Here is a 24,859-nt window from a genome sequence, read left to right on the forward strand (position 1 = left end):
CTGCCCGTGGCATTGCCCAAGGCGGATTCCGCGCAAAGAATGGCTTTTCGGGGCGGATTGGCCTAGATCAGGGGCATGTCGGAACAGCTTGATCACCTCAAAGCCCGGCTGCGCGCGTGCAGCCTTTGCGCCACGCGGTTCGCGGCGACGGCCTCTGGGCATCAGCCGCGCCCGGTGGTGTGGTTCGGGCAGGGTGCGCGCATTCTGGTGGCGGGCCAGGCGCCGGGGATGCGGGTGCATGAGGCGGGAAAGCCGTTCCTTGATGCCTCGGGTGACCGGCTGCGCGACTGGATGGGCGTGACGGCCGACCAGTTCTATGACCAGTCCCGCGTGGCGGTCATTCCGATGGCGTTCTGCTTTCCGGGCTATGACGCGCGGGGCAGCGATCTGCCGCCGCCGCCGCTGTGCCGCGACACCTGGCATGACGCGATCATGCAGGCGCTGGGCGGGGTCGATCTGATGCTGGTGATCGGCGGCTATGCCCAGGCCTATCACCTGGGCGCGGCGGCCAAGGGCGGGGTGACGCGCACCGTTCAGGCCTGGCGCGATCACGCGCCGCGCGTCTTTCCCTTGCCCCATCCGTCGTGGCGCAATACGGCATGGCTAAGAAAAAACCCGTGGTTCGAGGCCGAGCTGCTGCCGGCGCTGCGGGCCCGCGTAAAAGAGGTGATCAATGACTGAACTGACCCCGCTGGACATGGCGCATCAGGCGATGGAGGCCGCGCCCGAGAACGATGCCGCGCGGCTCAAGTTCTTTGAGCGGCTGGCCGACAGCGAGATGTTCCTGCTGCTGGCGCGCGAGGCCGAGGGCGACCATGTCGAACCGCGTGTGTTTGACCTGGAGGGCGGGTCGTTCGTTCTGATCTTTGACCGCGAGGCCCGGCTGGCCGAGTTCGTCGGCGATGTCGCCCCCTTTGCGGCGCTGTCGGGCCGGATGATCGCCACGCTGTTGCAGGATCAGGGCATCGGGTTGGGCGTCAACCTGGGCGTGGCGCCCTCGTCGATCCTGATTCCGGCCGAGGCGGTCGACTGGCTGCGCCAGACGCTGGCACAGCGCCCGGCCGAGGTGGTCGCCCAGCCCGTCGAGGTCGCGCCGCCCGCCGGTGTGCCCGATTTCCTGTTGCAGGCGCTGGATACGAAACTGGCCACTGCCGCCGGGCTGGCGCCGCTGGTCTATCTGGTGGGCGTCACCTATGAGGGCGGTCAGGCGGGCCATATGCTGGCCTTTATCGACGCCGCGCCGGGGGCCGAGGATGCGCTGGCCCAGGCCGTGGGCGAGGCGCTGACCTTTAGCGGGGTCGAGGCGGGTGCGATCGACGTGGCGTTCTTCCGGGCCTCGGACGCCATCGCGGCGCGGCTGGCGCGGGTGGGGCTGCGGTTCGACATCCCAGAGCTGCCCGAGCCGGCACTGGGGCCGTCGGCCCCCGGAATGGATCCCGACGCGCCGCCGCGGCTGCGTTAATAGCCGCGGGTGCGATCGACGCGGTAGAGCATCGGCTCGCCCGTCTCGGCGCGGCGGATATTTTCCGCGATCACCCGCGCCGCGCTGTCGGGCCGGGTTTCGGCGGCGATATGCGGGGTGACGGTCACGCGGGGGTGCGCGCGGAACGGGTGGTTCTCGGGTAGGGGCTCGGTTCGGAACACATCCAGCGTGGCATGGGCCAGATGGCCACGGTCAAGCGCTGCCAGCAACGCGTCATCATCGATCAACGTGCCCCGACCGGGGTTGATCAGCGCCGCGCCCGGGCGCATCGCGGCAAGCCGGTCGGCGTTCATCAGGTTCTCGGTGCCGGGCGTGGCGGGCAGGATCAGCACCACGATCTCGGCCTCGGCCAGAAGATGTGTCAGCCCCCCCGGCCCGGTCAGGCAGGTGATGCCGGGCAGGGTCTTTTGGGTCTGGCTCCAGCCCACGACGTGAAACCCGAACCCCGCAAGTGTGCGTGCGCAGGCGCTGCCCAGGGCGCCCAGTCCCAGGATGCCGACCGTGCGGTCGCGCGCCAGCGGCGGCACCTGGCGATCCCAGCCGGGCGGGGTGGCGCAGGTATAGCGGTCCAGCCCCAGATGATAGCGCAGCACATGGCCGGTCACGTATTCGACCATGCCCGCCCGCAACCCTTCATCGACCATGCGGCACAGCGGCTGGGTGAGGGTCGGGTTGGCCACGATGCGTTCCACCCCGGCCCATAGGGACATCACCGCCTTGCAGCCGGTGTAGGGCGAGAAATCGGTCAGCGCGTCATTGGGGGCGTAGATGATGTAATCGACATCCGCCGGGCGGGCGATGGCGCGGCTGAGCACGATCTTTAGCCCGGCCTCGTCAAAGGCACGTTCCAGCGCGGCGTGATACTGGGGCCAGGCCGCCTCGGGGGCAGAGAACAGCGCCCGGATCATAGCCGCCGGGGCCTGTGGATATGCGCGCTTTGCACCAGGCCAAAGGCCGCCATCAGCACCAGCATCGCCGAGCCGCCATAAGACACCAGCGGCAGCGGCACACCCACCACCGGGGCCAGCCCCATCACCATCGACATGTTCAGCGCGAAGAACAGGAAGAAGGTGGTGGCGATGCCCAGTATCAGCAGCGACGAAAAGCGGTCTTTGTTCTTCATCGCCGAGTTGATGCAGAACAGGATGATCAGCGCGTAAAGCACCAGCAAAGAGAACCCGCCGACAAATCCGAACTCCTCGGCCAGGGTGGTAAAGATGAAATCGGTGTGCTTTTCGGGCAGAAAGTTCAGCCGCGATTGCGTGCCTTGCATAAAGCCGCGCCCGCTCCAACCGCCTGACCCCAGGGCGATCTTGGACTGGGTGATGTGATAGCCCGCGCCCAGCGGGTCAGAGGCGGGATCAAGAAAGGTGTCGATGCGGCGATACTGATAGTCCTTGAGAAACTGCCAGGGCGTGCCGCGCGACGCGAAGACCCCGGTCACCAGCCCCGCACCAATGGCCACCACCCCGCCGAAATACAGCCAGTGCACGCCCGCGGCCAGCATCACCGCCCCGCCGCCGATCATCAGCAGCAGCGCGGTGCCCAGGTCGGGCTGTTTCAGCACCATCGCCGTGGGCAAGAGGATCAGCGCCAGCGGGATCAGCACGTAAAGCGGTTTCGAGACCTTCTCGATATCCAGCCAGTCGTAATAGGCGGCCAGGATCATCACCACCGCGATCTTGGTGACCTCAGAGGGTTGCAGCATCATAAAGCCCAGGTCGATCCAGCGCTGGGCGCCCATGCCGACAGTGCCAAAGAGTTCGACCGCGACCAGCAGCAAGAGCGAGCCCAGATAGGCCACCGCCGCGACGTTGCGCCAGAACCAGATCGGCACGAAGGCCACGATGAACATCGCCACCAGCCCCAGCACAAAGCGTTTCATCTGGGGTTCGGCCCAGGGGGTGAATGACCCGCCGGCGACCGAATACAGCATCATGAACCCTACGCTGGCCACCGCCGTCAGCAGCAGCACCAGCGCCCAGTTCACATACAGCACCTTGCGCAGCCCGGTGGGCACGGTGCGGAGGTTATGCTCTAGATAGCTCATGCCCGGCTGCGCCCCGTGACGTTTTCCTCGAAACTGCGCAGGTCGAGATCTTGAAAACGTTCCTCGATCTGGTTGCGCTGATAGGCCGGATAGGCCGTCAGCGGCGGCAGGTCGTCATGCAGGGCGCGCAGGGTGATATCGCGCGCAATGGGCGCCGCCGCGGTCGAGCCGCCGCCGCCATGTTCGACGATCACCGAGACCGCGACGCGCGGCTTGTCATAGGGGGCAAAGCAGACGAACAGCGCATGGTCGCGCCGCTCCCACGGCAGGTCAGAGTTGCGGAACACGCCGCGCGCGCGCTCGGCGGCGGTGATGTTGCGCACCTGGCTGGTGCCGGTCTTGCCCGCCAGGATCAGCGCGTCGTCATCGACGCGCGAGGAATAGGCGGTGCCGCGCTTGTTGTTCGACACGTTGAACATGCCGCGCCGGACGTAATCCAGAAAGGTCGGGTTGATATCCAGATCGGGGATCTCGCCGATATCCTGTTCGATGCCGTCGATCGACTTGATCAGGCGCGGGCTGACTGCTTTGCCGCTGGCCAGCCGGGCGGTCATCACCGCCAGTTGCATCGGCGAGGTCAGCACGAAACCCTGGCCGATGGCGGCGTTCAGCGTGTCGCCGACCAGCCATTCCTCGCCCCGGTTCTCGCGTTTCCAGGCCTTGTCGGGGATCAGCCCGCCTGCGACGGCCGACATGGGCAGGTCGTGCCGTTCGCCCAAGCCCAGGCGACGGGCGACCTCGGCCATCTTCTCGATGCCGGCGCGGCGGGCGACCTCGTAGTAATAGACGTCGCAGGATTGTTGCAGGCTGTAATTCAGGTTCACATGGCCGTGGCCGCCCCGTTTCCAGCAATGGAACCGCCGCCCGGCGGTTTCAAAATGACCGGGGCACCAGACGGTTTCCTCGGGCGAGATCACGCCCGCCTCTAGCGCGGCCAGCGCCGTGACCATCTTGAAGGTCGAGCCGGGCGGGTAGGTGCCCTGCACCGTCTTGTTGGCCAGCGGGCGATAGATGTTTTCGGTCAGCTCCCGGTAATCCGAAACTGATATGCCGCGCACGAACTTGTTGGGATCGAAACTGGGGGCCGAGGCGATGCCCAGGATATCGCCGTTCTGCACATCGACGACCACGGCACCGGCGCTTTCGCCCTCCATCCGGGCCTGCATGAAATTCTGCAACCCGGCATCGACGGTCAGCTGGATATCGGTGCCTTCCTGGCCGGGGATGCGGTCCAGCTCGCGGATGACGCGGCCGACGGCGTTGACCTCGATGCGCTTGGTGCCGGCCTTGCCGCGCAGGTCGTGCTCCAGCTTGGTCTCGACGCCGTTCTTGCCGATCTGGAACCGCGGGATCTGCAACACCGGGTCGGGGTCTTCGAGCTTGGACAGGTCATAGTCGCTGACCGGGCCGACGTAGCCGACGACATGGGCGAAATCGCCCTCCATTGGGTAATGGCGCGACAGGCCGACCTCGGGGGTGACGCCGGGCAGGGCGGGGGCGTTGACGGCAATCTCGGCGACCTGCTGCCAGGTCAGCCGCTCGGCCACGGTGACGGGCACAAAGGGGCTGCGGCGCATGATCTCGGTCTTGGCGCGCGCCACCTCGTCAGGGCCAAGCGCCACCAGCCGCGCGATGGCGGCCAGGGTTTCGTCGACGTCGGTGACATCTTCGCGCACCAGCACGACGCGATAGTTCTGTTCGTTGCCGGCGATCACACGGCCGTTGCGGTCAAAGATCAGCCCGCGCGTGGGCGGGATCAGGCGCATGTTGATGCGGTTTTCCTCGGCCAGCAGGCGGAACTGGTCGGCCTGCTCGACCTGCATATAGCGCATCCGCAGCGCCAGCACCGACATCAGCGCCACCTGTGCGCCGCCCAGGAACAGGGCGCGGCGGCTGATGCGGCGGTTACTTTCCTCGATATCGCGGGGGGTCTGTTTCATCGCAGCGCCCCGCGAGGCTGAATGCCGCCGGGCGCCGTGCGGCGCAGGTTCAGCCCGTAATGTAACAGCCCCACCACCAGCGGATAGCAGGCCACGGTCAGCACCGCCTGCACCAGCATCATGCCGCGCGCGGGGGCCGGGGTGCCGGTCATGGCCAGCAGCAGAACGTTCAGCGTATAGACCGCGAAAATCGCCGCGCCGGTCAGCAGCCATTCGGCCGGGAAGGGGACCTCGCCCGAGCCGGCTTGGCGGTTGCGTAGGAACTCGGCGCCCAACAGCACCAGCGCCGTCCACAGGCCCGGCGGACGCATCAGCAGAAAGTCGGACAGCAGGAACACCAGCGTCATCAGCAGCACCGGCGCATAGTCGGGCCGGCGCTGGACATAGCCAAAGGCCAGGCACAACAGCAGGTCGGGGCCGGGAACCCGCGTGGGCGCAGTTTGCAGCGGCAGGATCTGCACGAAGGTCACCAGCCCGGCCAGGGCCACAAAGATCAACCGGTAGACCCAGCGCTGAGATGTGACCGGATCAATCATTGCGTGGGCTCCGCCTGCGACAGCTCATCGGGGATGGGCGGGCCTTCGAACACGGGCGCGATCAGGCTGCCGGGGTCGGTGATGACCTCGCTGCGATGGCTGCGCAGCACGCGCAGGAATTCCAGCCGCTCGAAATCGGCCGACAGGCGGACGCGCAACCGGCGGTCGACATCCAGCGCGACCTGGCCCACCAGCAACCCGGCGGGAAAGACGCCTCCATCGCCAGACGAGACCACCTGATCGCCCGGACGCACCAGGCCGGGATTTTCCAGAAATTCGATCACAGGGGCGTGGCTGTTATCACCCGCCAGAATGGCGTGCTGCCCCGAAGACTGAATGATCACTGGAATGCGGCTGTTGGAATCGGTCAGCAAGATCACCCGTGCAGTAGTCTTTCCCACGCCCGAAATACGGCCAACAAGGCCCAGCCCGTCCGTCGTGGCCCAGCCATCGAGGATACCGTCGCGCGCGCCCACGTTCAGCAGCACCGACTGCCGGAATGGCGATCCGCTGTCGGCCAGAACCACGCCGGTGACATAGGTCAGCTGCGGGTCAAGCCGCACCTTGTTCAGGTCAAGCAGCTTGGCGTTTTCCTGTTCCAACTGCTGTGCGGCCTCTTTCCAGGCCTTCATCTGGCGCAGCTCGCGGCGCAGTTCCTGGTTCTGTTCGTAGATGTTGGTGTAGGACTGAAAGTCCTGGATCATGCCCGACACCTTGTTGACCGGCATCAATGCCCAGCTGAACGAGGGCATCATCCGGTCGACAAGCTGGGCGCGAAACCGTTCCACACGGGGGCTGTCGACGCGCCAGAACACGAACAGCGCGGCAAGGCACAAGATCACCACACCCGTCACCAGGCGGCGAACGGGGCGCACGTAATCGGTCTGGTTATGCCTGTCTCGTGCCACGCCGACCTCTCTTTAGGTCCGGGCTTTCCCGGCTTAGCTGTCGAAATCTATGACATGCTGAAGCTGTTTTTCATACTCCAGCGCCTTGCCCGTTCCAAGGGCAACGCAATTCAGCGGTTCATTCGCGACCGAAATCGCCAGCCCGGTCTGCTCGCGCAGGGCCAGGTCCAGCTCGCCCAGCAGCGCGCCGCCGCCGGTCAGCATCACGCCGCGATCGACGATGTCGGCGGCCAGGTCGGGCGGGGTGGCTTCCAGCGCGGTCATCACGGCCTCGCAGATCTGTTGCACCGGTTCGGCCAGGGCCTCGGCCACCTGGGCCTGGTTGATCTCGATTTCCTTGGGCACCCCGTTCAGCAGGTCGCGACCGCGGATCTGCATCGACGCGCCGCGGCCGTCATCGGGCATGCGGGCGGTGCCGATCGAGGTCTTGATGCGCTCGGCGGTGCTTTCGCCCACCAGCAGGTTCTGCTGGCGGCGCAGGTAGTTGATGATGGCCTCATCCATGCGGTCGCCGCCGACGCGGACCGAACGCGCATAGACGATATCGCCCAGCGACAGAACGGCCACCTCGGTGGTGCCACCGCCGATATCGACGACCATGTTGCCGGTCGGGTCGGTGATCGGCATGCCGGCACCGATGGCGGCGGCGATGGGTTCGGCGATCAGCCCGGCGCGGCGCGCGCCCGCACCCAGAACCGACTGGCGGATTGCGCGCTTTTCAACCGGCGTCGCGCCATGGGGCACGCAGACGATGATCTTGGGCTTGGTGAATGTGGTGCGTTTGTGAACCTTGCGGATGAAATGCTTGATCATCTCTTCGGCCACGTCGAAATCGGCGATCACGCCTTCGCGCATCGGGCGGATGGCCTCGATCGAGCCGGGCGTGCGGCCCAGCATCAGCTTGGCGTCCTCGCCCACGGCCAGAACCTGCTTGCGGCCTTCCTTGACGTGAAAGGCCACGACCGAGGGTTCGTTCAGAATGACGCCCTTGCCCTTGACGTAGACCAGCGTGTTTGCCGTCCCCAGGTCGATCGCCATGTCGGACGAAAACAAACCACCAAACCCTGCCATTGCCTGACCCTTCGCTGTAACCGATGCAGATTCCGCGGATTTCGGAATCGAAACAATTTATAGAACGGCGCGCCACAAAGGGTAAGGGGCCATGCGCCGCGTGCGGCGTGTTTTTGCTGGGCTGCACGAATGCTGCAATTCGATGGGTGGCCCGCGTCGCTTACCCCAGCATTCTATCACATTTGCAACATTTCGTCGATCAGGCGCCCGAAAAGCGGGTCAATGACCGGGCCGTTGCCCGGCACGGGCGCACAGATGGGGCGGCGGATCAGGGGAAGGGTGCGGGCGGATCTGCCCCGCGCGATGGGCGGGGCAGATCGCGATTTGAGCCTTACTCGGCCGGGTCGGTATAAAGGATTTCCTTGCGGTCCGTCCCTGGTGCCGACTTGGTGCGCCGCACCAGCAGGCGGTTCAGCGCGTTGATATAGGCCTTGGCGCTGGCGACCACGGTGTCGGTGTTGGCCGACTGGCCGGTGGCGATGATGCCCTCTTCTTCCAGGCGGACAGACACGGTGGCCTGGGCGTCGGTGCCTTCGGTCACGGCGTGCACCTGATAGAGCTGCAGATGCGCCTTGTTGGGGTGCAGCTCGCGGATCGCCTTGAAGGCGGCATCGACCGGGCCGTCGCCATTGGCGGTGGCGGTCACGTCCTTGCCGTCGATCTCCATCTCGACGGTGGCCTCGGCCGGGCCGCCGGTGCCGCAGACGACCTTCATCGAGACCAGCTGCAGGTGGTCGTTCTCGGCATCCTCGCCCACGCGCATCAGGGCGATGATGTCGTCATCGAACACCTCTTTCTTGCGGTCGGCCAGTTCCTTGAAGCGGACAAAGATATCCTTGAGCTGGTTGTCGCCAACCTCAAAGCCCAGGTGCTCCAGCTTGTCGCGCAGCGCGGCGCGGCCCGAGTGTTTGCCCAGCGGCAGCGAGGTGCCGGACAGGCCGATATCCTCGGGGCGCATGATTTCAAAGTTCTCGCGGTTCTTCAGCATGCCGTCCTGGTGGATGCCGCTTTCATGGGCAAAGGCGTTCTTGCCGACGATGGCCTTGTTGAACTGCACGTTAAAGCCCGACACGGTGGCCACCCGGCGCGAGATCGCCATGATCTTGGTGGTGTCGATGCCGGTGCGCCAGGGCATGATGTCGTTGCGGGTCTTCATCGCCATCACCACCTCTTCGAGGGCGGTGTTGCCGGCGCGTTCGCCCAGGCCGTTGATGGTGCATTCGATCTGGCGCGCACCACCGGCGACGGCGGCCAGCGCGTTGGCCGTGGCCATGCCCAGGTCGTTGTGACAGTGGGTGGCGAACACCACCTCGTCGGCGCCCGGAACGGCTTCGATCAGGCGGCGGATCAGGGTCGCGCTTTCCTCGGGGGCGGTATAGCCCACGGTGTCGGGGATGTTGATCGTGGTGGCGCCGGCCTTGATCGCGATCTCGATCACCCGGCACAGATAGTCCCATTCGGTGCGGGTGGCATCCATGGGCGACCATTGCACGTTTTCGCACAGGTTGCGGGCGTGGCTGACCGTTTCGTGAATCTTGTCGGCCATTTCGTCCATGGTCAGGTTCGGAATGGCGCGGTGCAGCGGCGAGGTGCCGATGAAAGTGTGGATGCGGTTCAGCTTGGCGTGTTTGACGGCCTCCCAGCAGCGATCGATATCGGCGTAGTTGGCGCGGGCCAGGCCGCAGATGCGCGCGTTCTTGGACCGTTTGGCGATGTCGCTGACCGCCTTGAAGTCGCCCTCGGACGCGATCGGGAAACCGGCCTCGATGATGTCGACGCCCATGTCGTCCAGCATCTCGGCGATTTCCAGCTTTTCGTCATGGCTCATGGTTGCGCCGGGGCTTTGCTCGCCGTCACGCAGGGTGGTGTCGAAAATCAGGACGCGGTCCTGTTGGGATTTATCGGTCATGTCATGGTCTTTCGTTCTGGTCTTAGCTGTGATCATACCGGCGCTGGTCACCCCTGAGCGGTCGCGCCGAAGGCACGCTCAGAGGCAGCTAAGAAGAAGCAGGGCACGGGGGCAGAGGGCGCTGAGAGCGGCCCTGGTGCGGTCGGTGATATGGGTATCCCGTGTCATGGGCAGGACTATACGCGTTATGAAACCGAGGAAAAGGCTTTTTTCACGCGGGGGGCGGGCCTATTCGGCGCCGCCCGTGGTTTTCACGTTGTTTTCCCAGATGCCGGTCTCTTGGGTGCCGTCGGCATAGCGCACCGTGCCTTCGCCCTGGCGTTTGCCATTGGCGAACATGCCCTCATAGACATCGCCATTGGCATAGGTCGCCACGCCCTTGCCGTGGAACTCGCCCGACATCCAGCCACCTTCATAGGTAAAGCCGTCGGCCATGGTCATCTTGCCGGTGCCGTCGCGCTGGCCGCCAATAAAGCCGCCCTCGTAGACGGTGCCGTCGGCATAGGTGGCCTTGCCCTGGCCGTCACGCAGGCCGTTTTTCCATTCGCCGGTATAGGCGTAGCCGTCGGTGTAGGTCATCGAGCCCTGGCCGTGGAACAGGGCGTCTTTCCATTCGCCCTCGTAAACCAGGCCGCTGGCATAGCGGGCGGTGCCGGTGCCGTCGATGATGCCGGCTTTCCATTCGCCTACATAGGTCGATCCGTCAGGATAGGTGATCGTGCCGGTGCCGTTCGCCAGGTCGTCGGCGAACTGGCCCTCGTAGATTGACCCGTCGGGATAGACCACGCGGCCCGTGCCCTCGATCCGGCCGGCTTTCCAGTCGCCCTCGTAGAGGTATCCGTCGGCGCCGCGGAATGTGCCCTTGCCCTGACGCTGGTCGTGCTCGAACGCGCCGTCATAGATGTCGCCATTGGCAAATGTCACCGTGCCCGCGCCGTGGCGTTCGCCGTTGACCAGCAGGCCCTCGTAGACATCGCCGTTCAACTGGGTCAGTTTGCCCAGCCCGTTGATCTGATCGCCCTTCCAGGCGCCGGTATAGGTCAGCCCGTCGGCCATGGTCAGCGTGCCCTGACCCGCGCGCAGGCCGTTCGCCATGTCGCCCTGATAGACCGCGCCATCGGGATAGGTGATCGTGCCCTTGCCCTGCTTGATGCCCTGCACCCAGTCGCCGTCATAGGCATAGCCGTTGGCGCTGGTCATCCGGCCCGAGCCGTGATGCAGCGAGTTCTCGAACCCGCCCTCGTAGCGCGACCCGTTGGGGTAGGTGGCCACGCCTTGGCCGGTGATCTTGCCGTCGACCCATTCGCCCTCGTAGGTACCGCCATTGGCGAAGGTGATCTTGCCAAAGCCCGAGGCCATGCCGTTGACGAAATTGCCCTCGTAGACCGACCCGTCGGGATAGCGGGCGATGCCGGTGCCCTGGATCTTGCCGTCTTCCCACTGGCCCGCATATTCATAGCCGTTCGGCAGGCGATAGGTGCCACGGCCGTGCTGCTTGCCGTCCTTGAACGTGCCCTCGTAGATGGCGCCGTTTTCATATTGCTTGGTCGAGACCTTACCCGAATCCTGCGCCAGACCCATGCCGGGCAGGGCGGCCAGAACGCCCGCAAACACCATTCCTGACAGCAACTTGCCTGTCATATGCACCAAAGCCCCCTGTTACGCTGCCCGCTTATACCCTGGAAATGCCGCGAGAGCGTAATGGACCCTCGGGGCGCTTACAATGGTTTTCGCGTCAATCGGCTTTCACTTGCCGGTAACTCTGGTATGAGGGCATTTCGACAAGGGGGTGCATATGGCCGATACCTTTCGCCTGACACTGGCTCAGCTGAACCCAACCGTTGGCGCGCTGGATGCGAATGCCGACAAGGTACGTGCGGCCTGGGCCGAGGGGCGCGACGCCGGGGCGCAGATGGTCGCGCTGCCCGAGATGTTCATCACCGGCTACCAGACGCAAGACCTGGTGATGAAGCCCGCCTTTTACCGCGCCGCCATGGCCGCGATCGACGCGCTGGCGGCCGATTGTGCCGACGGCCCGGCGCTGGGCATTGGCGGCCCCTATTTCGACGGTACCCATCTGTTCAACGCCTATTACGTGTTGCAGGGCGGACAGGTCGTGGCGCGGGTGCTCAAGCAAAAGCTGCCCAACGAGACCGTGTTCGACGAAGAACGCCTGTTCGTGCCCGGCCCCGAGCAGGGGCCTTATTCAATCGGCCCGCTGCGCATTGGCACGCCGATCTGCGAAGACGCCTGGCACCCCGACAGCGTGTGTGAGACCCTGGCCGAAACCGGGGCCGAGATCCTGCTGGTGCCCAACGGGTCACCCTATTACCGCAACAAGCTGGATGTGCGCCTGTCGCATATGGTGGCGCGCACGGTCGAAACCGGGCTGCCGCTGATCTATCTCAACATGGTCGGCGGGCAGGATGACCAGGTGTTTGATGGCGGCACGTTTGTTCTGAACCCCGGCGGCAAGCTGGCGGTGCAGATGCCGGTGTTCGACGAATGTGTCACCCATGTCGATTTCACCCATACCGCTGACGGTTGGCGCGCGGTCGAGGGCGACAAGGCCCCGCAGCCCAATGAGTGGGAACAGGATTACCGCGTCATGGTCGAAAGCCTGCGCGACTATCTGGGCAAGAGCGGGTTCAAGAAGGTGCTGCTGGGCCTGTCGGGCGGGATCGACAGTGCGATCGTGGCCGCCATCGCGGTTGATGCGATCGGGGCCGGGAATGTGCGCTGCGTGATGCTGCCGTCGGAATACACCTCGCAGCATTCGCTTGACGATGCCGAGGCCGTGGCACGGGCGCTGGGCTGTCGCTATGACTATGTGCCGATCAGCGCGGGGCGGGCGGCAATCACCGAAACGCTGGCGCCGTTCTTTGCCGGCACCGCGCCCGACGTGACCGAGGAAAACATCCAGTCGCGTTTGCGCGGGCTGCTGCTGATGGCGCTGTCGAACAAATTCGGCGAGATGCTGTTGACCACCGGCAACAAGTCCGAGGTGGCCGTGGGCTATGCCACGATCTATGGCGACATGGCGGGGGGCTATAACCCGATCAAGGATCTTTACAAGACCCGCGTGTTCGAAACCTGCCGCTGGCGCAATGCCAATCACCGGCCTGACTGGATGATGGGTCCGGCGGGCGAGGTGATCCCGCCGCGTGTGATCGACAAGCCGCCTTCGGCCGAACTGCGCCCCGACCAGAAAGATCAAGACAGCCTGCCGCCCTACGAGGTGCTGGATGCCATTCTGACAGGGCTGGTGGATGACGAGGCCTCGGTCGCTGATCTGGTGGCCGCGGGGTTTGATCGGGATACCGTCAAGCGGGTCGAGCATCTGCTTTACATCAGCGAATACAAGCGCTTCCAGTCCGCTCCTGGTGCGCGGCTGACCCGTCGGTCGTTCTGGCTGGATCGCCGCTATCCGATCGTCAGCCGCTGGCGCGATCCAAGCTGATCTTTAAATATTCTATTTTCATCAGTGTCTTGCACGGTGTTTCTAAAGAATTCTCTAAACGGCTGCGCCTAAAGCTCTGATACCGGGCTGCGAGGCAGCAGGCGTTTCACGTCCGCCAGGTGGCACAGCTCGGTCGCCTCGGTCATCACCGCCGCGCTGGCCGCGGCCGAGCCCCATTGCAGCGCCTCGGCCCAGTCGGCCCCGCGCGCCAATGCCAGCGTCAGCGCGCCCATGAAACTGTCGCCCGCGCCGACCTTGCTAAGCACCGGCACCTGGGCGGCGGCGACATGTAACTGCGTGTCCGCCGTGGCCAGAACCGCGCCATCGGCGCCGCGCGCGATGATCACCGCCCGCGCCGCGCCATGGGCGACCAGATCGGCGGCAAAGCCGGCGCTGTGGGATCGCTCGGGCAAGGGAAGGCCGACCAGCTCTTCGGCCTCGTGCTGATCCATGCGCAGCACCCACAGCCCGGTGCCCTCTGCCAGATGGGTCAGGGCGGCGCCCGACGTGTCGGCCAGCAGCTTGCCGCCGGCCCCGGTGACGGTGGCGATCAGCCGGTCCTGATAGTCGGGCGTCAGACCGGGCGGCAGGCTGCCGCTAAGCACGACCAGCGCGCCGGGCGTGACGGCCTGGGCCAGGGTGGCCAGCGCGCCCTCGGCCTCGGCCACGTCCCATTGCGGGCCGGGCAGCACGAACCGGTATTGCCCGCCGGTGGCCTCATCGGTGACCGAGAGGCTTTCGCGCGTGTCGCCGTCAACGGGGATGGTGATCGTGTCGATCCCGGCATGGGCCAGCAGATGCCCCAGCCGCGCGCCCGTCGGCCCGCCAAGCGCGACCAGCGCGCGCGAGCTGCCGCCCAGTTCGGTGATCACGCGCGACACGTTGATGCCGCCCCCGCCCGGATCGGTGCGCGGCGCGGTGCAGCGCAGCTTGGGGCCGGGCGTCACGGCAGGGGCGCTGGCCGAAAGGTCCAGCGCGGGGTTCAGGGTCACGGTCAGGATCGGGCTATGGGTCATGCCGCCACACTGCCCTCAGGCGCGGCAAAACCCAAGCCCCGATCCGCGCCTCAGCCGCTGGCCATCATCATCTGATACTGACCGGGCAGATAGCGAAACCCATCGCCCTCGGCCTGAACGAAACCGACGGCGGGGAAGGGCATGTGATAGCCGATGAAGGGCACCCCGTCGGCGGCCATCATGCCCAGCATCTTGCGCCGGGTCGCGGCGGCGGCGGGTTTGTCCATGTCGAACTTGACCTCCCAATCGGGATAGCCCAGCGACCAGACATAATGGTTGGCGAAATCGGCGCCCAGCACCAACTGCTTGCCGTCACTTTCCAGCATGTAGGCCATGTGGCCCGGCGTGTGGCCAAAGGCGGCCATGGCGGTGATACCCGAGGCGACGCTGCCGCCATCACCCAGAAAGGCGGTTTTCTCGGCCAGCGGGCGCATCTTGGCGTCGAATGTTTCGTTGCCCATGGCGGCCCAGGCGTCGAATTCGACCTGGCCCGTCAGATAGCGCGCATTGGCGAAAGTCGCGCCGGCCTCGCCGATCAGCCCGCCAACATGGTCGCCATGCATATGGGTGATGACCACCGTGTCCACCTGATCGGGGCTGTATCCTGCCGCCGCAAGGGCTGCGGTGATTCCGGCCGGGTTCAGCCCGGTGTCGAACAGGATCAGCTCGGCCCCGGTGTTGACCAGCGTGGGGGTAAAATAGAACTGGGCCATGTCGGTCGGAATGTGGAACGGGGCCGAGGCCTCGGCAAAGGTCTGATCATCGACATCGAGGCCAAAGATCGTGTGCGGGTCGGGCACCGTGCGGGTGCCGGCCAGCAGGGTTGTTACCTCGAATCCGCCCAGCTTGAACCGGAAATAGGGGGGTATCGACATGCCCGCCATGGGCGCGGCCGCCTGTGCGGCGCGGATCGGCATCGCGGCAAGCGGGGCCGCCGCCCCGGCCAGCAGCAGGCCGCGGCGTGTCAGGGTGGTATGGGTCATGGGTGTCCTCCCGTTGGAATCTCTCCCGCAAAGGTAGCATATCCGCGCCGTTTGCAGCCTCACATAGGCGCGACCGGCCCCTTCCGCCGAGGCGCGGATATGGACAAATGCCGCATCATGTGAAACAGCGTGCCCCGACCCAGGAGACCGCAATGACCGTTACCCGTTTCGCCCCGTCGCCCACCGGCTATATCCATGTTGGCAACCTGCGCACCGCGCTGTTCAACTATCTGATCACCCGCAAGGCCGGCGGCACCTTCATCCTGCGCCTCGACGATACCGATCCCGAGCGATCGAAGCAGGAATATGCCGACGCGATCCAGGAAGATCTGGAATGGCTGGGCCTGACCTGGGACCGTGTGGAAAAACAGTCCGACCGGCTGGACCGCTATGAGCAAGCCGCGCAGGATCTGCGCGACAAGGGCCGGTTCTACGAATGCTTTGAGACCCCGACCGAGCTGGACCTCAAGCGCAAGAAACAGCTGAACATGGGCAAGCCGCCGGTCTATGACCGCGCCGCGCTGGCGCTGTCGGATGTCGACAAGGACAAGCTGCGCGCCGAGCGCGGCGATGGCCACTGGCGCTTCATGCTCGACCAGGAACGGATCGAATGGACCGACGGCATCCTGGGCGACCTGTCTATTGACGCCGCCAGCGTGTCCGACCCGGTGCTGATCCGCGGCGACGGGCAGTTCCTTTATACGCTGGCCTCGGTCTGCGATGACATCGACTTTGGCATCACCCATGTGGTGCGCGGGTCGGATCACGTGACCAATACCGCAACCCAGATCCAGATCATCCAGGCGCTGGGCGGCACGGTGCCCAGCTTTGCCCACCATTCGCTGCTGACCGGCCCCCAGGGCGAGGCGCTGTCGAAACGCCTGGGCACGCTCAGCCTGCGCGACCTGCGCGCCCAGGGTGTCGAACCGATGGCGCTGCTCAGCCTGATGGCGCGGCTTGGCTCCAGCCAACCGGTCGAGCTGTGCTCCAGCATCGACGAGCTGGTCGAAGGGTTCGATATCGCCAATTTCGGCGCCGCGCCGACCAAGTTCGACATGAACGACCTCTTCCCGCTGACCGCGCGTGTGCTCAGCAATCTGCCGTTCGAGGCCGTCGCCGATGACGTGGCCGCGCTGGGCGTGCCCTCTGACCGGGCCCAGGCCTTTTGGGACGTCGTGCGCGAAAACATCACCGTCAAGGCGGACATGGCCGAGTGGTGGTCGTTGTTCCTCAACGGCGCGACCCCGATGATCGACGACGAAGACCGCGATTTCGTGGCCCAGGCCCTGTCGATGCTGCCCGAGCCGCCCTATAGCGCCCAAAGCTGGGCCGATTGGACCGCCGCCGTGAAAGAGGCCACGGGCCGCAAGGGCAAGGGCCTGTTCATGCCGCTGCGCAAGGCGGTGACCGGCCGCGCCCGCGGTCCGGAAATGGCCGACGTTCTGCCGCTGTTGCAGAAAAAACCGGGCTGATTTCTTCTTCGTGAAAATATCCCCGCCGGAGGCATAAAGTTGTCCCCGGCGGCCTCAGGCGCGCCGCAGGATGGTCGCGCCCAGCCGCGCCAGCTGCGCGTCGACATAATCGCGCTCGTCGCCAGTCAGGCGCTGATGGCGCGGATAGATCGGCTCGGCCCGGTCATCCAGAACGGGCGCGTCCCAGCCGTCTGTCGTGGCGATGAACCTGTCGGCGCCCGCAACCCCGTATTCGCGCAGATAGCCCTGCATCACCACGTCGATATAGCTTAGCAAGATCGGGTGGCGAATGTCGGGCGGCTCGGAATGTTCGGGGGCGATGGCATAGATCTGCACTTCGCGCGCCTCGGCATGAACGGGGCCGGCAACCGGGTGGCGCAGATAGGCCCGTTCACGCGCGTCGAGCGCAGCCCAGTCATGGCCCGGCACCGCCGCGATCAGCCCGTCGATCTCGCCCGCCGCATCGGGCACGGCGCTGAGATAGGCCAGCTTGCGCAGCCGGGTGTGCCGCCAGGCCCGCCGCCAGCCGCGCACGGTTGCCGGATAGGCGCGCGCATAATCATGCGTGGCGCGGTTCACCAGCGAACCATATCCAAAGAAGAACGGGTCAGACATGGCCGCAGGATCACCGCGCGCGGATATGATTGCAAGCTCTTGCCCCCGGCCTTGGGCTTGGCTACTGTCCCTTGTGTCTGCTGCGGGAGAATCTGGCCCGCGCCAGTGCCGAAGGAGCAACCGCCCCGGTAAACTCTCAGGCCAAAGGACGGCAGCGGACCAACAAACTCTGGAGAGTGGCGCTTGCGCCCGCCGAAGGGATAACGATCTCAGGCGAAAGGACAGAGGGGGCATCTTTCGGGCGGCTAAAGCCGTCGGTTCACTGGGCCAATGGCCATAACAGGGGGATGCCGCATGACCGCGTTGCAACGCACGGGGCTATTTGATCTGCATGTCGAACTGGGCGCCAAGATGGTGCCTTTCGCGGGCTATGAGATGCCCGTGCAATACAAGCCCGGCGTGATGAAGGAACATCTGCACACCCGCGCCGCCGCCGGGCTGTTCGATGTCAGCCATATGGGGCAGGTCATCTTGCGGCCCAGATCCGGCGATCTGGCCGATGCGGCGCTTGCGCTGGAAACGCTGGTGCCGGTCGACATTCTGGCACTGAAAGAGGGCCGCCAGCGCTATGCGATGTTCACCAATGACGCGGGCGGTATTCTGGATGACCTGATGGTGGCGTCGCGGGGCGATCACCTGTTCCTGGTGGTCAACGCGGCCTGCAAGGCGGATGACATCGCCCATCTGCGCGCCCATCTGTCGGATGCCTGCGAGATCGAGGAAATCTCTGATCGCGCGCTGTTGGCGCTGCAAGGCCCGGCCGCCGAGACGGCGCTGGCGGCCCATGTGCCCGGTGTTGCCGACATGAAATTCATGGATGTTCGCACATTCGACACCGCGTTCGGTGCGCTTTGGGTGTCGCGTTCGGGCTATACGGGCGAGGACGGGTTTGAAATCTCGGTGCCGGCCGATCAGGTCGTTGCGCTGGCCCGCGCCTTGCTGGCGGATGAGGCGGTTGAGCCCATCGGCCTTGGCGCCCGCGATAGCCTGCGGCTGGAGGCCGGGCTGTGCCTTTACGGCCATGACATCGACACTACCACCACGCCGGTCGAGGCCGCGCTGACCTGGGCGATCCAGAAATCACGCCGCACGGGTGGCGCGCGGGCTGGGGGCTTTCCGGGGGCGGCGCAGATTCTGGGCCAGTTCGACACTGGCGCGCCCCGCACACGCGTGGGTCTGCGCCCCGAAGGCCGCGCGCCGATGCGCGAAGGCACGCTGCTGTTTGACGATGCGAATGCCGCCGATCCCATCGGCGCGGTGACCTCGGGCGGGTTCGGCCCGTCGGTCGAGGCGCCGATTTCCATGGGCTATGTCGCGTCCGGGCAAGCATCGGACGGCACCATCATTTATGGCGAGGTCAGGGGCAAACGCCTGCCCGCTGTCATCACGGCGCTGCCGTTCCGGCCCGCCACCTATAAACGTTGAGGGATACACATATGAAATACACCGAAGAACATGAATGGCTGCTGGTCGATGGGGACGTGGTTGTCGTGGGCATCACCGCCCATGCCGCCGAACAGCTGGGCGATATCGTTTTCATCGAACTGCCCGAAGAGGGCGCGACCGTGTCGAAGGATGACGAGATCGTGGTGATCGAAAGCGTCAAGGCCGCGTCTGACATTCTGGCCCCGCTGGACGGCGAGATCGTCGAGGTCAACGAGGCCATCGTCGAGAACCCCGCCATGGTGAATGAAGATGCCGAAGGCGAGGCCTGGTTCTTCAAGATGAAGGTCGAGGATCTGTCAGCCCTGGATGAGCTGATGGACGAGGCCGAATACAAAGACTTTATCGGATAAGCCGGAGCGCACGATGCCCTTTACCCTCACCGATTACGAACCTTACGATTTCGCCAACCGGCGCCATATCGGCCCCTCGCCCGAGGAAATGGCCGAGATGTTCAAGGTGGTGGGGGTGTCGGGGCTGGACGAGCTGATCGACCAGACCGTGCCGCGCAGCATCCGCCAGGCAGCGCCCTTGGCCTATGGCAAGCCCAAGTCCGAGCGCGAGCTGATCTGGCATCTGCGCAACGTGGCGAAAAAGAACCGGGTGTTCACCACCATGATCGGGCAGGGGTTCTTCGGCACCGTCACGCCGCCCGCGATCCAGCGTAACATCCTGGAAAACCCGGCCTGGTATACCGCCTATACGCCCTATCAGCCCGAGATCAGCCAGGGCCGGCTAGAGGCATTGCTGAACTATCAGACCATGGTCAGCGACCTGACCGGGCTGGAGGTGGCGAACGCGTCCTTGCTGGACGAGGCCACCGCCTGTGCCGAGGCGATGACCATGGCGCAGCGCGTGGCGAAATCAAAGGCGCAGGCGTTCTTTGTCGATGAAAACTGCCACCCGCAGAACATCGCCGTGATCCAGACGCGGGCCGAGCCGCTGGATATCGAGGTGATCGTCGGCGCGCCCGAGGATCTGAACCCCGAACAGGTGTTCGGCGCGATCTTCCAGTATCCCGGCACGCATGGCCATGTGCGCGATTTCACCGATCAGATCGCGGCCCTGCACGCGGCCAATGCGCTGGGCATCGTTGTGGCCGATCCGATGGCGCTGACCCTGCTGAAAGAGCCGGGCGCGATGGGCGCCGATATCGCCGTGGGCAGCACCCAGCGGTTCGGCGTGCCGATGGGCTATGGTGGCCCGCACGCGGCCTATATGGCCTGCCGCGACGCCTATAAACGCGCGATGCCGGGCCGGATTGTCGGGGTCAGCATCGACGCGCGCGGCAACAAGGCCTATCGCCTGGCGCTGCAAACCCGCGAGCAGCATATCCGCCGCGAAAAGGCCACCAGCAACGTCTGCACCGCGCAGGCCCTGCTGGCGGTGATGGCCGGGTTTTACGCGGTGTTCCACGGGCCCAAGGGGCTGAAGGCCATCGCGCAGCGCATTCATTCGAAAACCTGCCGTCTGGCCGAGGTGCTGCGCGACCATGGCTTTGCGGTTGAACCCGAGGTGTTTTTCGACACCGTCACCGTCGAGGTCGGCCCGATGCAGGGCGTGATCTTGCGCAATGCTCAGGCGAACCAGATCAACCTGCGCAAGGTGGGCAAGACCAAGGTCGGGATCTCGCTTGATGAAACCACGCGCTGGCAAAGCGTGGTGGATGTCTGGTCGGCCTTTGGCATCGAGGACGTGCCCGAGGATCGCAGCCGCAAGTTCACCATTCCCGCCCCGCATCTGCGCGACAGCGATTACCTGACCCATCCGGTGTTCCAGATGAACCGCGCCGAGACCGAGATGATGCGCTATATGCGCCGTCTGGCCGACCGCGACCTGGCGCTGGACCGCGCGATGATCCCGCTGGGCAGCTGCACGATGAAGCTGAACGCCGCGGTCGAGATGATGCCGATCAGCTGGCCTGAATTTGCCCATCTGCACCCGTTTGCTCCCGCCGATCAGGCGCAGGGCTATGCCGAGGTGGTGCAGGGGCTGGGCGCGATTCTGTGCCAGGCCACCGGCTATGACGCCATGTCGATGCAGCCCAATTCGGGCGCGCAGGGCGAATATGCGGGGCTGCTGACCATTCTGGCCTATCACAAGGCGCGCGGCGACGGGCACCGCAAGATCTGCCTGATCCCGGTCTCGGCCCATGGCACCAACCCAGCCAGCGCCCATATGGCGGGCATGAAGGTGGTGCCGGTGAAATCGTCGGAAAACGGCGATATCGACCTGGCCGATTTCCGCGCCAAGGCCGAGGCCGCCGGCGATAATCTGGCCGCCTGCATGATCACCTATCCCTCGACCCATGGCGTGTTCGAGGAAACCGTGCGCGAGGTCTGCGAGATCACCCACCAGCATGGCGGGCAGGTCTATCTGGACGGCGCCAACCTGAACGCGCTGGTCGGGCTGGTGAAACCCGGCGAGATCGGCGCCGATGTCAGCCATCTCAACCTGCACAAGACATTTGCCATTCCGCATGGCGGCGGTGGCCCCGGCATGGGGCCGATTGGCGTCAAGGCGCATCTAGAGCCCTATCTGCCCGGTCATCCCGAAACCGGCGGGGCCGAGGGGCCGGTGTCGGCCTCGCCCTATGGCTCGGCGTCGATCCTGCTGATTTCCTATGCCTATTGCCTGGCGATGGGCGGTGCGGGGCTGACGCAGGCGACCAAGCTGGCGATCCTCAATGCCAATTACATCGCCAAGCGGCTGGAAGGGGCCTATGACATCCTCTTCAAGGGGCAGGGCGGGCGCGTCGCGCATGAATGCATCCTTGATACCCGGCCCTTTGCTGACAGCGGCGGCATCACCGTCGATGACATCGCCAAGCGCCTGATCGACAACGGGTTTCACGCCCCGACCATGAGCTGGCCGGTGGCGGGCACGCTGATGGTCGAACCGACCGAGTCGGAAACCAAGGCCGAGCTCGACCGGTTCTGCGACGCCATGCTGGCGATCCGCGAGGAAATCCGCGCCGTCGAGGCGGGCGAGATCGACCCTCAGAACAACCCGCTGAAACACGCGCCGCATACGGTCAACGATCTGGTGGCCGACTGGGATCGCCCCTATAGCCGCGAGCAGGGATGCTTTCCGCCGGGGTCGTTCCGCGTCGATAAATACTGGCCGCCGGTGGGCCGGGTCGATAACGTCTTTGGCGACCGCAACCTGGTGTGCATCTGCCCGCCGGTCAGCGACTATGCGGATGCCGCCGAATAGGGCTTGTGCGGGCCGGGGTGGCCCCACATATATTCCGTAACTGGAATTTGAATGAGGGGGCCGCCATGGCCGAGAACGTCAAGCTCGTATGTCTGGAATGCGAAGCCACCAACCGTGTGCCCGCCGCCAAGCTGGGGGCGGGGCCGAAATGCGGCACTTGCGGCGCCAAGCTGGTGGATGGCAAGGTGCGCCCGCTGGATCTGAAAACGCTGCTGAAGGCGGCGAAAAGCGATGACCTGCCGCTGCTGGTCGATTTCTGGGCGCCGTGGTGCGGGCCGTGCCGCCAGATGGCGCCGCAGTTTCAGCAGGCCTCGCAGAACCTGGCGCCCAATGTGCGCTTTGCCAAGATCGATACCCAGTCAAACCCCGATGCCACGGTCCGGTTCAACATCCGCGGCATCCCGCATCTGATCCTGTTCCAGAACGGCCGCGAATTCGCCCGCCTGGCCGGTGCCCGCCCGGCTGCGGCGATCGAGGAGTTCGTGCGGCAGAATGTGCGGATGCCGGCCTAGAACCGCCGGACAGACCGCCCCTTTTTCACCCGTGTTCCGCCGCGCCCAGCGGACGAGCGCCCCAGCGCCTTGTCGGCGGCGGCGTCGATGGCCGATTGGCGGGCCAGCGGGTCGTCGCTGATGGCCAGGTCGACGGCCTCCAGACGCTTGATCTCGTCGCGCATGCGGGCGGCTTCTTCGAATTCCAGGTTCTCGGCGGCTTTGCGCATCTGGGTGCGCAGCCCGTCCAGGTGCGCCTCGAGGTTGGCGCCATGCATCGGTTTGTCGATCGTCGCCGTGATGCGGTTCATGTCGACATCGCCCTTGTAGAGGCCCTGCATGATGTCCTCGACGTTCTTTTTCACCGTCGCGGGGGTGATGCCGTGTTCGAGGTTATAGGCCATCTGTTTTTCGCGGCGGCGGTTGGTCTCGTCCATGGCGCGCTGCATGCTGCCAGTGACACGATCGGCATACATGATCACCCGGCCTTCGGCGTTCCGGGCGGCGCGGCCGATGGTCTGGATCAGTGAGGTCTCGGATCGCAGGAAGCCCTCTTTGTCGGCGTCCAGAATGGCCACCAGACCGCATTCGGGGATGTCCAGACCCTCACGCAGGAGGTTGATGCCGACCAGCACGTCGAAGGCCCCCAGCCGCAGGTCGCGCAAAATCTCGATACGTTCGATTGTGTCAATGTCCGAGTGCATATACCGCACCCGGATCCCCTGTTCATGTAGATATTCTGTAAGGTCTTCGGCCATGCGTTTGGTCAGCGTGGTGACCAAAGTGCGGTAGCCATCGGCGGCCATGCGGCGGGTTTCGTCCAGCAGATCGTCGACCTGGGTCTCGACGGGTCGAATTTCGATCACCGGGTCCAAGAGGCCGGTCGGGCGGATCACCTGTTCGGTGAACACGCCGCCCGATTGTTCCAGTTCCCACGCCGCGGGGGTGGCCGAGACGAACACCGATTGCGGGCGCATCGCGTCCCATTCCTCGAACTTGAGCGGGCGGTTGTCCATGCAGCTGGGCAGGCGGAACCCGTGTTCGGCCAGCGTCGATTTGCGGCGATAGTCGCCCCGATACATGCCGCCGATCTGGGGCACGCTGACATGGCTTTCATCGGCAAAGACGATGGCGTTGTCGGGGATGAATTCGAACAGGGTCGGGGGCGGCTCGCCCGGCGCGCGGCCGGTCAGATAGCGCGAATAGTTTTCGATGCCGTTGCACACGCCGGTGGCCTCGAGCATCTCGAGGTCGAAGTTGGTGCGCTGTTCCAGCCGCTGTGCCTCGAGCAGCTTGCCCTCGGCGACCAGCTGGTCCAGCCGTTTGCGCAGCTCTTGTTTGATGCCGATGATCGCCTGTTTCATCGTCGGTTTCGGGGTGACGTAATGGCTGTTGGCATAGACGCGGATCTGGTCGAACGTGTCGGTCTTTTCACCGGTCAGCGGGTCGAATTCGGTGATGGCTTCCAGCTCTTCGCCAAAGAAGGACAGCCGCCAGGCGCGGTCTTCGAGGTGGGCCGGCCAGATTTCCAGCACATCGCCGCGCACGCGGAAACAGCCGCGCTGAAACGCCTGATCGTTGCGGCGGTATTGCTGGGCCACCAGGTCGGCCATCACCGCGCGCTGGTCGTATTCCTTACCGGTCACCAGGTCCTGGGTCATGGCGCCGTAGGTTTCGACCGAGCCGATGCCGTAGATGCAGCTGACCGAGGCCACGATGATCACGTCGTCGCGTTCCAGCAGCGCCCGCGTGGCCGAGTGGCGCATCCGGTCGATCTGTTCGTTGATCTGGGATTCTTTCTCGATGAACGTGTCACTGCGGGGCACATAGGCCTCGGGCTGGTAATAGTCGTAGTAGCTGACGAAATACTCGACTGCGTTAGAGGGGAAAAATCCGCGAAATTCCCCGTAAAGCTGGGCGGCCAGGGTTTTGTTCGGCGCCAGGATGATCGCGGGGCGCTGGGTTTCCTCGATGACCTTGGCCATCGTAAAGGTCTTGCCGGTGCCGGTTGCGCCCAGCAGCACCTGGTCACGCTCGCCCGCGTTGACGCCCGCGGACAGCTCCGCGATGGCGGTGGGCTGGTCGCCGGCGGCAGAGAAATCGGTGTGCATGACAAAGCGTCTGCCGCCCTCGAGCTTGGGGCGCGATTTCACCTCCGGGGCGGGGGCGTGCATCATGGGCAGGTCGGTCATGGCGATTCCTTTGGCGATGTCCCAGATTTGATCTGTTTTTGTTCCGGTTCAAGAGGCTGGGCAATCTTTCCTGA

Annotated in this window: 20 protein-coding genes and 1 riboswitch; of the genes, 8 read left to right on the forward strand and 12 right to left on the reverse strand. The window is 65.0% G+C overall.

The genetic code is table 11. The features are described from left to right. Window positions 1–75: 75 nt before the first annotated feature. Together OE856_RS00170 and OE856_RS00175 are read left to right on the forward strand one after the other, a co-directional pair. A complete protein-coding gene (locus tag OE856_RS00170) occupies window positions 76–681 on the forward strand; it encodes a uracil-DNA glycosylase family protein (protein WP_263714022.1) in 606 nt (201 codons plus the stop codon). Next, complete coding sequence (locus OE856_RS00175) at window positions 674–1,462, forward strand: SseB family protein (protein ID WP_263714023.1); 789 nt, start codon at window positions 674–676, stop codon at window positions 1,460–1,462. The genes OE856_RS00170 and OE856_RS00175 overlap by 8 nt, the downstream gene beginning before the upstream one ends. Here OE856_RS00175 and OE856_RS00180 read toward each other — a convergent pair. The 8 genes from OE856_RS00180 to OE856_RS00215 all read right to left on the reverse strand — a co-directional run bounded on the left by OE856_RS00180 (window position 1,459) and on the right by OE856_RS00215 (window position 11,538). Beyond that, on the reverse strand, window positions 1,459–2,391 hold the full coding sequence (locus tag OE856_RS00180; protein WP_263714025.1) for a 2-hydroxyacid dehydrogenase: 933 nt from the start codon (window positions 2,389–2,391) through the stop codon (window positions 1,459–1,461). The genes OE856_RS00175 and OE856_RS00180 overlap by 4 nt on opposite strands. Continuing rightward, window positions 2,388–3,533: a rod shape-determining protein RodA gene (rodA, locus tag OE856_RS00185; protein ID WP_263714026.1), complete on the reverse strand. Its 1,146-nt coding sequence runs from the start codon at window positions 3,531–3,533 to the stop codon at window positions 2,388–2,390. Before rodA ends, OE856_RS00180 begins: the two co-directional genes overlap by 4 nt. Next, the gene (mrdA, locus tag OE856_RS00190; protein ID WP_263714027.1) at window positions 3,530–5,473 is read right to left on the reverse strand and encodes a penicillin-binding protein 2; all 1,944 of its coding nucleotides are present in this window, start codon (window positions 5,471–5,473) and stop codon (window positions 3,530–3,532) included. Before mrdA ends, rodA begins: the two co-directional genes overlap by 4 nt. Further along, window positions 5,470–6,009 carry a rod shape-determining protein MreD gene (locus OE856_RS00195; protein WP_263714028.1) on the reverse strand — a complete coding sequence of 180 codons (540 nt, stop codon included), beginning with the start codon at window positions 6,007–6,009 and terminating at the stop codon, window positions 5,470–5,472. Before OE856_RS00195 ends, mrdA begins: the two co-directional genes overlap by 4 nt. Continuing rightward, window positions 6,006–6,917 (reverse strand): rod shape-determining protein MreC, encoded by a 912-nt coding sequence (gene mreC / locus OE856_RS00200; RefSeq protein ID WP_263714029.1) that lies wholly within the window; start codon window positions 6,915–6,917, stop codon window positions 6,006–6,008. Before mreC ends, OE856_RS00195 begins: the two co-directional genes overlap by 4 nt. 33 nt (window positions 6,918–6,950) lie before the next feature. After that, complete coding sequence (locus OE856_RS00205; RefSeq protein ID WP_263714030.1) at window positions 6,951–7,988, reverse strand: rod shape-determining protein; 1,038 nt, start codon at window positions 7,986–7,988, stop codon at window positions 6,951–6,953. A 331-nt stretch (window positions 7,989–8,319) separates the two neighbouring features. Then, window positions 8,320–9,897: a 2-isopropylmalate synthase gene (locus OE856_RS00210; protein WP_263714031.1), complete on the reverse strand. Its 1,578-nt coding sequence runs from the start codon at window positions 9,895–9,897 to the stop codon at window positions 8,320–8,322. 228 nt (window positions 9,898–10,125) lie between these two features. Next, window positions 10,126–11,538, reverse strand: coding sequence for a 2-isopropylmalate synthase (locus tag OE856_RS00215; RefSeq protein ID WP_412174841.1), 1,413 nt, complete (start codon window positions 11,536–11,538; stop codon window positions 10,126–10,128). Between the two features lie 154 nt (window positions 11,539–11,692). On the opposite strand from OE856_RS00215, the gene OE856_RS00220 reads away from it, so the two are divergent. Beyond that, the gene (locus OE856_RS00220) at window positions 11,693–13,357 is read left to right on the forward strand and encodes an NAD+ synthase (protein ID WP_263714032.1); all 1,665 of its coding nucleotides are present in this window, start codon (window positions 11,693–11,695) and stop codon (window positions 13,355–13,357) included. A 68-nt stretch (window positions 13,358–13,425) separates the two neighbouring features. Here OE856_RS00220 and OE856_RS00225 read toward each other — a convergent pair whose 3' ends face one another. Both OE856_RS00225 and OE856_RS00230 read right to left on the reverse strand, forming a co-directional pair. Beyond that, window positions 13,426–14,373 (reverse strand): 1-phosphofructokinase family hexose kinase, encoded by a 948-nt coding sequence (locus OE856_RS00225; RefSeq protein ID WP_263714033.1) that lies wholly within the window; start codon window positions 14,371–14,373, stop codon window positions 13,426–13,428. A gap of 50 nt (window positions 14,374–14,423) precedes the next feature. Continuing rightward, the gene (locus tag OE856_RS00230; RefSeq protein WP_263714034.1) at window positions 14,424–15,356 is read right to left on the reverse strand and encodes an MBL fold metallo-hydrolase; all 933 of its coding nucleotides are present in this window, start codon (window positions 15,354–15,356) and stop codon (window positions 14,424–14,426) included. A gap of 152 nt (window positions 15,357–15,508) precedes the next feature. On the opposite strand from OE856_RS00230, the gene gltX reads away from it, so the two are divergent. Next, on the forward strand, window positions 15,509–16,828 hold the full coding sequence (gene gltX, locus OE856_RS00235; protein ID WP_263714035.1) for a glutamate--tRNA ligase: 1,320 nt from the start codon (window positions 15,509–15,511) through the stop codon (window positions 16,826–16,828). 54 nt (window positions 16,829–16,882) lie between these two features. Here the strand turns inward: gltX and OE856_RS00240 are convergent, their stop codons facing one another. Continuing rightward, window positions 16,883–17,443, reverse strand: coding sequence for a gamma-glutamylcyclotransferase family protein (locus tag OE856_RS00240; protein ID WP_263714036.1), 561 nt, complete (start codon window positions 17,441–17,443; stop codon window positions 16,883–16,885). Window positions 17,444–17,516: 73 nt separating this feature from the next. After that, window positions 17,517–17,605: riboswitch (glycine riboswitch) on the forward strand. A gap of 132 nt (window positions 17,606–17,737) precedes the next feature. Here OE856_RS00240 and gcvT point away from each other — a divergent pair. From gcvT to trxC, 4 genes are all read left to right on the forward strand, one after another. Next, window positions 17,738–18,868, forward strand: coding sequence for a glycine cleavage system aminomethyltransferase GcvT (gene gcvT, locus OE856_RS00245; protein ID WP_263714037.1), 1,131 nt, complete (start codon window positions 17,738–17,740; stop codon window positions 18,866–18,868). A gap of 11 nt (window positions 18,869–18,879) precedes the next feature. Next, window positions 18,880–19,239 carry a glycine cleavage system protein GcvH gene (gene gcvH / locus OE856_RS00250; protein ID WP_263714038.1) on the forward strand — a complete coding sequence of 120 codons (360 nt, stop codon included), beginning with the start codon at window positions 18,880–18,882 and terminating at the stop codon, window positions 19,237–19,239. A gap of 13 nt (window positions 19,240–19,252) precedes the next feature. Continuing rightward, window positions 19,253–22,102 carry an aminomethyl-transferring glycine dehydrogenase gene (gene gcvP / locus OE856_RS00255; RefSeq protein ID WP_263714039.1) on the forward strand — a complete coding sequence of 950 codons (2,850 nt, stop codon included), beginning with the start codon at window positions 19,253–19,255 and terminating at the stop codon, window positions 22,100–22,102. Between the two features lie 65 nt (window positions 22,103–22,167). Next, entirely contained in the window at window positions 22,168–22,614 is a 447-nt protein-coding gene (gene trxC, locus OE856_RS00260) for a thioredoxin TrxC (protein WP_263714040.1), read from the forward strand. On the opposite strand, the gene uvrB is transcribed toward trxC, so the two are convergent. After that, window positions 22,611–24,785 (reverse strand): excinuclease ABC subunit UvrB, encoded by a 2,175-nt coding sequence (uvrB, locus tag OE856_RS00265; protein ID WP_318527605.1) that lies wholly within the window; start codon window positions 24,783–24,785, stop codon window positions 22,611–22,613. The two genes, trxC and uvrB, sit on opposite strands and share 4 nt — an antisense overlap. Window positions 24,786–24,859 lie beyond the last annotated feature (74 nt).

It is taken from the genome of Actibacterium sp. XHP0104 (assembly GCF_025751515.1).
Lineage (GTDB): Bacteria > Pseudomonadota > Alphaproteobacteria > Rhodobacterales > Rhodobacteraceae > Actibacterium_D.